Origin of the sequence: Martelella mediterranea (genome assembly GCF_004342225.1) — a bacterium.
Lineage (GTDB): Bacteria > Pseudomonadota > Alphaproteobacteria > Rhizobiales > Rhizobiaceae > Martelella > Martelella mediterranea_B.
In genome coordinates this window covers 1-7,242 of the sequence record NZ_SMAR01000071.1, presented here as the reverse complement: position 1 = coordinate 7,242, position 7,242 = coordinate 1, and the positions used below count along the sequence as shown (strand labels likewise).

Here is a 7,242-nt window from a genome sequence, read left to right as displayed (position 1 = left end):
GAAACTGTTTGAGGCGTTTGTCGATTTTTTTCCGGCGCTCCTGTCAGCCGCGCCTTCGAAATAGCCGCTGACCTGGCCTTTTTCTTCCGCTGGTCACCGGAAGACATCGACGAACTGCCTTTCGATGAGGCGGTTCGCTACCGCGCCGAAATCCAACGCCTTGCTAACCTGAGACAACAGGAGAACTGACATGGATGCGTCACTTGTCATTCGCCTGGTCGATAAGTTCAACGGCCCCGCGCAGAAGCTGCGTGAGGGCTTTCGCCGCGTTTCGGACAGCGCAGGCAAGCTGAAGCGCAATGTCGGCGGAGCCATTGCCACGCGCTTCTCCGTCGATAACCTCGAAGCGGCCACCCAGAAGGCCGAGGCCAAACTTCAAAGTGCCCGTCAGCGTCTTATCGGTGCTGCGGCCATGGGCGCCATCATCGTTTCGCCAATCATGATGGCGGCCAATTTCTCGTCCGAGATGGCCAATGTCTCGACCCTGATCGATACGTCCGTGGAAAGCATGGACGCGATGAAGAGCAAGGTGCTCGAAATCGCGGGACGAACGCCGGTCAAACTCAACGATCTGACCGGCGCGCTTTATGATGTGCGTTCGGCTGGTATAGCTGCCGCTAATCAGTTCAAGGTTCTGGAAGGTTCGGCACGGCTGGGTGTTGCCGGTCTTGGCTCAACGAAATCAGCGGTCGATCTGGTGACCTCGTCGATCAACGCCTTCAACCTCGAAGGCGAAGAGCAGAATCGCATCTATGATGTGATCTTCAAGACCGTCAAAAACGGCAAGACCACGATTGACGGCCTTGCCCAGGGCTTTGGCGCGGTCGCTGGTACGGTGGCCGGAGCGAACATCAAGATTGATGAATACCTGGCATCCGTTGCAGCACTGACAACAACCGGTATGCCAGCGGCACAGGCGCATACGCAGATCCGCGCCGCAATCGTGGGCCTTACACGCGACACCAAGGAAACCAGCGCCATATTCAAGGAGCTTGGTGCGGAAAACTTCAAAGACCTGATCGCAAAATCGGGAGGCATGGTTGGGGCATTCACCCGCATCCGCGAAGCCCTCGACGGTAACGACGCGGCCATGCAGGCATTGTTCGGATCATCTGAAGCCGTCAATGCGGTCATGAGCCTGACCGGCGCGCAGGCAGGCGTCTTTACCGCCACGCTTGACGATATGCGCAACGGCGCGAATGCCGTGAATGAAGCGTTCCTTAAACAGGTCGAAGAATTGCCCGCGCAGCTCGACATGCTGAAGAACCAGGCGGCCGGTGTCGCCATCACCATCGGCACAGTGCTTCTGCCCGCAGTGCTCGATCTCGTGCAGGAAATCCGCCCGCTGGTCGATCAGGTTATCACCTGGACACAGGCCAATCCGGAATTAACCCGCACAATTGTCATGGCCGTTGCCGGGCTTCTGGCCTTCAATATTGCCACACGACTGGCCAGCTTTGCCGTTGCAGGCTTGCGCATGCCGCTGCTGGGACTGACAGGTGCCTTCCTGAAATTCGACAAGTCGGGCAAGAATGTTGCCTCCGGCTGGCGGTTGATTGCCGGTGCGGGCCGCATGCTGGCCGGTTCCTTTGGGCTGCTTGGTACCCTTGGCAGCGGGCTGGTCACGGTTCTGGCGGGTATTTCAGCGCCGGTCTGGGCCGTTGGCGCAGCCATTGCGGCTGCCTCCCTGTTGGTGTGGAAATACTGGGATCACGTCAGTTCGTTTCTCTCGGGCTTTTTCGGGCCGCTGAAAGACCTGCTCGGCGGCGCGCTCGATTTTGTCGGCGGCAAGATCGACTGGCTGCTGGACAAGTTCTCCGCCATCACCGGCATTGATACATCCGGCGCAAAACAGGCCGTCCGCGATTTCTTCGACTTCTCCGGCATCATCGACGGCGCGAAGGAACTGCTCGACGGTGCCATGAACTGGCTCAAGAACATCTTCACCCAGGAAAAGCTTACCGACGACCAAAAGGCGGGCTACGAGAATGCAGGCCGTGAAATCGGCGAAAAGATCGCCAACGGCATCAAGGCCGGAGCCGCCTTCATCTGGGAGTGGCTTACGAACTGGCCCGCCTTGATCCGCGAAAAAATCGGTACAATCGATCTTTCCGGCGTCTTCAAAAAACCGGCATGGCTCGACCGGTTGCTTGGCGGCGACGGTGATGATGACGAACCGCCTGCAGAACCGGCCAATGATAATGGTGCATCTTCAGCCTATGCCGATATCGGTCCGCCGATCGGTCAGCCGTCAGAGGCAGATGAAAAAAGCTGGCTTGGCAAATCATGGGACTGGATGACCGGTGCAGGCGATGAGCTGGAACAAAGCGCATCGCGCTCCGGCAAGGCCGTTGAAGACGGCGGCAAGGCTGCAGGCAATGCCATGCAGGATGCGGCCAGCGCCATCAGCGCGGCAGCCGGTGAACTGCGCACTGCAACCGCCAATGCACGCGCCTCCGGAGGCAGTGGTCTGTCTTCCGCGCAATCCGGTACGTTTTATGATGGAGATGATTGATGGGCATGCCGCTTCTGGGCCTTGGGCCGCACACGTTTGAGGTCACCAGCCTGAACTTCCAGTCGATCCGCCGCCGCACCGAAACCGAGCTGGCCGAAATCGCCCGTTTCGGCGGGCGCGCTGGCACACAGTTTACCGGCCACAAGCGCGGCACCATCACCATATCCGGCCTGCTGTTTCCCGAAGAGTTCGATGACCGCGCGGAATACGAGAAGCTGCGCGCCAGCCAGATGGCCGGTCGCCCGCTTTCGTTTACCGGCTGGGCCGTAGGCACCGGCACGGCAGCGGAAGTCTTCGGGCTTGTGATGATCAAGGCCATTGAGGACACGCAAACCTATATCGGGCCGGATGGCAAAGGCCGCCGCGTCCAGTATGCAATCGAGCTTGCACCAAGCCATGAGGCCGGTGGCAAACCGGTCGGCCTGTTCGGGATGTGATCATGACGAAGCTGCCAGCAACCACCATCAAAGTGAACAAGGAAGATGCCAGCCTTGATCTGGTCTGCTTTGAATTCGCCTATGCACGGCTTGGTGACCGCAAACAGGCCGGGCTGCTTTACGGCTATGTCGAGGCAACGCTCGCCATCAATCCCGGCCTTGCCGCGCTCGGTTCGGTTTTGCCGATCGGCACGGTTGTTCACCTGCCGGAGTTCGAGACTGCGGCAAAGCCCGCTGAAACCGTGAGGCTCTGGGACTGATGGCCACGCCCTTTATCGAAGCGAAGGTCAACGGTTCAGCCGTCCGGGATGGTTTTTACAATCGCCTGGTCTCGGCTTCCATTGTCGATAATGCCGAAGACATCGCCGACACCTGCGAACTGACCTTTGACGATGCCGACAATGCCGTTGCCATTCCACCGGCCGGTGCGAAGCTTCAGCTCGATTTCGGCTACCGGCCGGGCGGTGCGGCCAAGATGGGCCTGTTTGAAATCGAAAAGCCGAAGATCAGGGGCGGCAGCGGTGGCGAGTTCATCACGCTGTCCGGCCGCTCGACCGATATGCGCAAGGCGGTGAAGGAACCGGCCGACGAGCATTTCGACGATATGAGCGCCGGTGAAATCGTCCGCCAGCTTGCCGATCGGCACGGTTATGATGCCAAGGTCTCGGAAAGCTTCGATCAGCTTGTCATTCCCTATATCGCCCGCACCAATCAAAGCACGGCCGATTTTTTAAGCCGACTGGCCCGGCGCACCGGCGCGCAGTTTTCCATCAAGGACGGCAAGTTTCTGTTTCTGGAGCCCGGCATTCTCGCCCCGATCACGATCGACAAAGCGGAATGCACCAGCTGGTCATTTTCCATCGAGCCGCGCCCGACCTACGGCAATGCGAAGGCGGGCTGGTACGACCGGACCACCAACACGGTTCAGACAACGACCGCTGAAACCGGCCTTGAAGGCCCTTCGAAGACGCTTCGAACCACCTATGCCACAAAAGAGGAAGCCGAAGCCGCCGCGCGATCGGAAGCAGCCCGCCAGGCAGCCAAAACCGGCTCCGGCTCGATCACCATGGCAGGTCGTACCGATATTCTGGCAGGCACCACGATCAATGCCACCGGCTTTCGAAAGGAAGCGAGCGGCCTCTGGTACGTCAAATCGGTGCGCCACCAGTTCTCCAATGGCTACACCGTCCAGATCAGTCTGGAGGCAACGAAGGAGGGCAAGAAAGCATGATGTGACAGGTGGCCAGGGCAAGCCCTGGCGGCGGGGACTGGATGGGGGTCCGAACCCGCCCGACAGCAATACTCGATAACCGTCGCACCCGTACCCGCGAAAAGCGGGCAACGGCTTTGTGACTGAGTCGTGAGATATTTGAAATGGTAAATCAGCAGCCGGTGACGCCGGTCACACCTGCGGCCGGTTATATCGGCGGCAAGCGCATCCTCTCGAAAACCGTTATCGCCAAGATCAACGCGATCGATCATGATGGCTACGCAGAACCGTTTGTGGGCATGGGCGGCGTGTTCCTGCGCCGCGATCATCAGCCGAAAACCGAAGTGATCAACGATATCAGCGGTGATGTCGCCAACTTCTTCCGCATCCTGCAGCGCCACTTTCCGCAGTTCATGGATACGCTCCGCTTCCAGATCTCCGGCAGGCGGGAATTCGAACGGCTGATGAAGACAGATCCGACGACGCTCACCGATCTGGAGCGCTCGGCCCGCTTTCTCTATCTTCAGCGTCTGGCCTTCGGCGGCAAGGTGGCTGGCCGCAACTTCGGCGTCAGCAAAACCACCAGCGCCCGGTTCAACCTGACCAAGCTTGCCTCAACGCTGGAGGATATCCACGAGCGGCTTGCCGGTGTCGTGATCGAGTGCCTGCCGTGGCAGGAATTCATCCGGCGCTATGATCGGCCGGGCATGCTCTTTTATCTGGACCCGCCATATTGGGGCAATGAGACCGATTACGGTACCGGCGTCTTCGGTCGGGATGATTTCGAACAGTTGGCAGATGTTCTCGAAGGCCTTCAAGGCACCTTCATTATGTCGTTGAACGCGGTTCAAGGCGTCTTTGAAACCTTCGCCCGTTTCGACATTGAGGAGGTCGATTGCACCTATTCGATATCGGACGGCAACGGGAAGGGTGTGAAGGAGGTGATTGTTAGCCCAGCAAAGACTTTGCGCATGGCGGCCGAATGAGCCAGACCGGAGCAAAACCGATTCACGTCCGGCCGACGGAAGCACGTGGATTGCTCGTCTTCGACGGCCACGAGAGCGATGGTCCGGTCATCAACAAAGGAGACCGACATGAGTGACAACAAGATCGCCATCACCCAGATCATCAAGGCCATGCAGCGCGACGCCGAGGACATCATGAATCAGGTCGACCTCGCGGCTGAGGACATCGGCCAGGGGCGCCGCAACAGTGCCATCGGCGCGCTCGCCCCGGTCGACGCCACCATCGAGCGCCTCGCCTCGCTGCTGGCTGCGGCAAGGGCTATTCACCGGGTGGCGGCGATGGACTGAGAGGACTGTAGCCCGCCTCGGTTCGGGGCGGGCTTTCAATGCGACCGGTCAATTAGAAGGCTTGGGTTAACCGTAGAGCAGATTGCGAACTGGATAGACCGGTCTTCGGCTGCTATCAATATCAATGCGAGGTCTCCCCTCGCATGCGCGCTGTAGTAACTGCGGCGTAAGAGCTAATGATCTCAGAATATCGTGCGCGTCACGAGATTATGACGCCATGACGTGATTGGAGGGGAGGCCTCGTGCCGAATTTTTTTGGAGATTTCCACACGCCTCGCGTCAAGCTGCCCGAGGAATTTTCTTCTAAAGAAGCGTTTCACCAATACCTTGGTCTTTCGACCGCCGAGCTGAAAAAGATTTGGTGGTACAGAGAGCGAATGTACAAGCAGTTTCCGCTTGCCAAAAAGAACGGAAAAAATCGCCTCATCTCCGCTCCAGACAAACGCCTTAAGTTCCTGCAAGGCAGGCTTCTTCTTTTGCTAAATCAAATTTATCGAGCTCGAAATCCAGTGCATGGATTTGTGTTTGATCGGTCGGTCAAAACGAATGCTGAAGCTCATTTACGAAAACGGTATGTGCTGAACATTGATCTCAAGGACTATTTTTTATCAATCACTGAAAAGCGCATAGTTGGGCTGCTGGAATCACTGGGCATTGATACCGAGGTGGCCTGCATCGCTGCGCGTTTATGTTGCCTAAATTCGCGACTTCCTCAAGGCGCGCCGACCAGCCCGATACTGTCAAATATGATCTGCTTTCGCCTTGATAAGAGGCTTCAGAAATTCTCAAAAGAGAACAGATTTATCTATACGCGGTATGCAGACGATATAACGCTTTCCAGCCAACAACCAATGACCAGCATGTTCAAGAGCGGGACGATTGTCTCCGGTTCGATCTCTCCAGACGATCTGAACGCGACTTTTGTTGACATCATTTCTGGGAATGGATTTCAAATAAATCCTCAGAAAGTTCACTACGCCGATAGAAACTCGCGTCGCATCGTGACAGGAATAAAGATAAATGAGCTGCTGAATCTAGATCGACGTTATGTGCGGAATATTCGAGCTGCTCTCTACTCGGTAAATACGCTAGGACAAATTGAGGCGCAGAGAAAATTCGAGGATGTCCATGGCGGAGATTGCGACCTCAGCCGGCATTTAAGAGGAAAGATCACGTGGCTGGGTTACGTTCGTGGACGGTCTGACCCTGTTTTTAGGAGCATAGCCCGACGCTTCAACGGGTGTTACCCCGATATGAAGATCGAGACGGTTCCAACTGCGAAGGAAGTGCGCAATCGGGCTGTATGGGTGATCGAGCATTTCGAAGGCGACTGGGCTCAAGGAACCGCGTTTTTTTTAAAAGGTGTGGGCTTGGTGACAGCTGCTCACTGCGTCAAAGGGGCAGAGAAGATAAAAATCTACCATCCCGAAAAACGCTCCAACGAATTCGATGTGCATGTCGTGAAAATCAACGAAGATCTGGATTTGGCAGTGCTGCATCACTCGATACCGACAACTGAATTCTACGAATTTGATCAAACCACAAAAGACGTCGCAGTAGGAGACGAGTTAATTGCCCTCGGTTACCCCGGTAATCCCCCCGAAAAATAATGGGCTTTGAAAGTAGAATTTTCTCAGGCTTTATGACCGAGGAGATTTTGATGAAAAAGACGAGATTTAGCGAAGCCCAGATTATCGGCATTCTGCGTCAGGCAGAAGGTGGCGTTCCTGTACCTGACCTTTGCCGGGAGCACGGGATGAGTTCAGC

8 protein-coding genes are annotated in these 7,242 nt (G+C 56.7%); all 8 read left to right on the top strand.

Annotated features, from left to right (window positions below; genetic code table 11):
- Positions 1 to 190: 190 nt before the first annotated feature.
- Positions 191 to 2,515, top strand: a complete 2,325-nt coding sequence (locus tag EDC90_RS20205; protein ID WP_132314320.1) for a phage tail tape measure protein — start codon at positions 191 to 193, stop codon at positions 2,513 to 2,515.
- The gene (locus EDC90_RS20200) at positions 2,515 to 2,952 is read left to right on the top strand and encodes a phage tail protein (RefSeq protein WP_132314319.1); all 438 of its coding nucleotides are present in this window, start codon (positions 2,515 to 2,517) and stop codon (positions 2,950 to 2,952) included. The genes EDC90_RS20205 and EDC90_RS20200 overlap by 1 nt, the downstream gene beginning before the upstream one ends.
- A gap of 2 nt (positions 2,953 to 2,954) precedes the next feature.
- Positions 2,955 to 3,212, top strand: coding sequence for a tail protein X (locus EDC90_RS20195; RefSeq protein ID WP_132309890.1), 258 nt, complete (start codon positions 2,955 to 2,957; stop codon positions 3,210 to 3,212).
- Positions 3,212 to 4,183, top strand: coding sequence for a phage late control D family protein (locus EDC90_RS20190; protein ID WP_132314318.1), 972 nt, complete (start codon positions 3,212 to 3,214; stop codon positions 4,181 to 4,183). The genes EDC90_RS20195 and EDC90_RS20190 overlap by 1 nt, the downstream gene beginning before the upstream one ends.
- Before the next feature lie 143 nt (positions 4,184 to 4,326).
- Positions 4,327 to 5,148 (top strand): DNA adenine methylase, encoded by an 822-nt coding sequence (locus EDC90_RS20185; RefSeq protein WP_132314317.1) that lies wholly within the window; start codon positions 4,327 to 4,329, stop codon positions 5,146 to 5,148.
- A gap of 108 nt (positions 5,149 to 5,256) precedes the next feature.
- Complete coding sequence (locus tag EDC90_RS20180; protein WP_132314316.1) at positions 5,257 to 5,475, top strand: hypothetical protein; 219 nt, start codon at positions 5,257 to 5,259, stop codon at positions 5,473 to 5,475.
- A gap of 242 nt (positions 5,476 to 5,717) precedes the next feature.
- Entirely contained in the window at positions 5,718 to 7,085 is a 1,368-nt protein-coding gene (locus EDC90_RS20175; protein WP_132314315.1) for a reverse transcriptase domain-containing protein, read from the top strand.
- A 50-nt stretch (positions 7,086 to 7,135) separates the two neighbouring features.
- The coding region (locus EDC90_RS20170) for a transposase (RefSeq protein ID WP_165972914.1) at positions 7,136 to 7,242 on the top strand (107 nt) is incomplete at its 3' end.